We start from the raw sequence: 2,849 nt of genomic DNA on the forward strand, positions 1-2,849 counted from the left end.
CCTCGGACAACGTGATCGACACGGCGGAAGGCCCAGGATGTGACACCCGAAAAGGGTAGCAACTTACCCTCGTGATTTGCGGTGCAAGACACTAGCTTGATCTTTAAGCAATCGCCTCGAACGGGCCGTCGAACTTGATCACTCGTATCGGTATCTGCCACACACGGAAGCGGCCTTCGTCTGATCCTGTGCTCCGGCCAAGGAACACACACGATCAGTACGAAGGCCGTGGGGATGAGTCTGCTGCAGGACGGCGTCCGACGGGACGCGTTCGCTGAACTGTCACGCTTCCGAGGGGAGTTCTACGACTGCTTGATCCGGCGAGGGGATGCTCTGTTCGAGCTGGCCGACGCGGTGCTGTGCGCCGACGGGCCGGTCCGGTCGCTGGTGGAACTATCGCTGGTGGGCGAGCACCGACGAGGCCACGGCGGGCTCTACGATGCCCTGGCCTGTGGTCGCCTGGACGCCGATGGGCTGCGACGGGCGCTGGCGGCGGTGCCGCTGCCCCGCGCGGTGGACGGCCGGCTTGTGCTGGCCGTCGACATCACCTGCTGGCTGCGGCCCGACGCCCACACCTCGTCGGAGCGGATCCTGTGCCACACCTACGGGCGGGGTAAGGACCAGCACATCCCCGTCCCGGGCTGGCCCTACTCGGTCATCACCGCACTTGAGCCCGGCCGCAGCTCGTGGACCGCGCCACTGGACGCGGTCCGGCTGACGCCAGGAGACGACGCAGCCCAGGTCACCGCACGGCAGCTGCGCGACCTGGTCGAGCGGCTGATCTCGGCCGGACAGTGGCAGGCCGGTGACCCGGACCTGCTCGTCGTCGCGGACGCCGGCTATGACGCGCCCCGCCTGGCCTTCCTACTGAAGGACCTGCCCGTTCAGATCCTGGCTCGGATGCGCTCGGACCGCGTCCTGCGCAGGACTTGCCCGCCGCGGCTGCCCGGGACCATGGGCAGACCGCCCCGTCATGGCGCCGAGTTCGTTTTCGGTCAGCCCGACACCTGGGGCGCCCCCGACACCGCGACCGTCACCGGCACACGCCTCTACGGCACCGCAGCCGCACGCTCCTGGGACCGCCTGCACCCCAAACTCACCCACCGATCCTCCTGGACCGCCGAGGCCGGCACCCTGCCGGTGATCGAGGGCACCGTGATCCGCCTGGAGGTCGACCGTCTGCCCAGCGGCGCCGTCCCCAAGCCGGTCTGGCTGTGGTGGTCCGGCACCGACGCCACTGCCGCCGACGTTGACCGCCTCTGGCAGACGTTCCTCCGCCGCTTCGACATCGAGCACACGTTCCGCCTCTTCAAGCAGACCCTGGGCTGGACCTGCCCGAAGATTCGCACCCCCGAAGCCGCCGACCGCTGGACCTGGCTGATCCTGGCCGCCTACACCCAGCTCCGCCTCGCACGGCCCCTCGCGGCCGACCTCCGCCGCCCCTGGGAGAAGCCCGCCCCACCCGAACGCCTCACCCCCGCCCGCGTCCGACGAGGATTCCGACACCTCCGCCCACACGCCGCCTGCCCAGCCGGTGCACCGAAACCCAGCCTGCCCGGCCCCGGACGGCCTCCCGGCCGCAAGAACACCCACCCGACCCCGCGCCACGACGTCCACACCGCCCGCAGGACAGGAACAACGACGCCAGGTGCGAAGAAGACGAAGAAGTCCAGCAACCCTCGCCCACGCCGCACAGGTTAAAGATCAAGCTAGGGTACGAGCACGATCTTGCCCTGGACCCGTCCGGTTTCGCTCAACTCGTGGGCCCTCGCGGCCTCGGTGAGCGGGAGGGTCTCGGAGATCGTGGGTCGTATGCCGTGCGCATCGACGAGCTCGGCGAAGGCGGTCAGTACGGCGGGGGTGGGTTCCAGGAAGAACTCCACGAACCGCACGCCGAGTTCGGCAGCGCGGGCCATGACCGCGGTGCGGTCCACGCCGACGCCGACAACGTCGACCAGGATGCCCCCCGGTTTGAGGGTGGGCAGGGAACGCGGGCCGTAGTCGTTGCTGACGGTGTCGAGCACGGCGTCGATGTCGCGCAGGGTCGAGAAGTCCCGGGCCGTGTAGTCGATCACCTCGTCGGCGCCGAGTCCACGCAGGTATTCGTGCTTGGCGGCGCGGGCGGTGCCGATGACGTACGCGCCGCGGGCCTTGGCGATCTGTACGGCGAGGTGGCCGACGCCGCCGGCCGCGCCGTGGATCAACACCCGCTGTCCCGGCTGTACGTCGGAGAAGGTGATCAGGGCCTGGTAGGCGGTGAAGCCGGAGATCGGCAAGGCGGCGGAGCCGACGTGGTCGAGAGTGTGCGGCTTGGGCGCGATGCGGTCTTCGGTCACCACCACGTGGTCGGCATGACTGCCCTGCGGCGGGGCGGTCCAGCCGTAGACCTCCTCGCCCATCGCGAAGCGGGTCACGCCCTCGCCGACGCCCTCCACCGTGCCGCTGAACTCGTGGCCGAGGACGAACGGCGGCGGGCCGAAGAAGTCCACCTTGCCGATGCGGACCTTCCAGTCCGCGGGGTTCATACCGGTGGCCCGTACGCCCACGAGAACCTCGCCGGGGCCCGGGGAGGGGGTGGGTGTCTCGGCGAGTTCCAGGACGTCGGAGCCGCCGATGGTCTGCTGGGTGATCACGCGTGTCATCGTCATGCCGAGCATTCTGCGCCGGATGATCATGAGAGGGAAACGGTTTCGCCGCCTGGCGGTGTTGTGGCGTTCCCGGCATCGCGACCCGGTGAACCTTCAGGTCATCGCACTAGTGTCCTGAGTCTGGAATTTCATTCATAAATGTAGACTGGGGATGTGGCGCGGACGGGTCGGCCGAAGGCCGAGTTGATGTTGTCGGATGAC

2 protein-coding genes are annotated in these 2,849 nt (G+C 68.8%); one reads left to right on the forward strand and one right to left on the reverse strand.

Going from position 1 to position 2,849, the window contains the following annotated elements:
* Nucleotides 1-234 precede the first annotated feature (234 nt).
* Nucleotides 235-1,701 carry an NF041680 family putative transposase gene (locus ACWEQL_RS41990; RefSeq protein WP_452156820.1) on the forward strand — a complete coding sequence of 489 codons (1,467 nt, stop codon included), beginning with the start codon at nt 235-237 and terminating at the stop codon, nt 1,699-1,701.
* Between the two features lie 8 nt (nt 1,702-1,709).
* On the opposite strand, the gene ACWEQL_RS41995 is transcribed toward ACWEQL_RS41990, so the two are convergent.
* A complete protein-coding gene (locus ACWEQL_RS41995) occupies nt 1,710-2,648 on the reverse strand; it encodes an NADP-dependent oxidoreductase (RefSeq protein ID WP_452156822.1) in 939 nt (312 codons plus the stop codon).
* Between the last annotated feature and the right edge of the window lie 201 nt (nt 2,649-2,849).

The organism is Kitasatospora sp. NPDC004240, assembly GCF_053603215.1.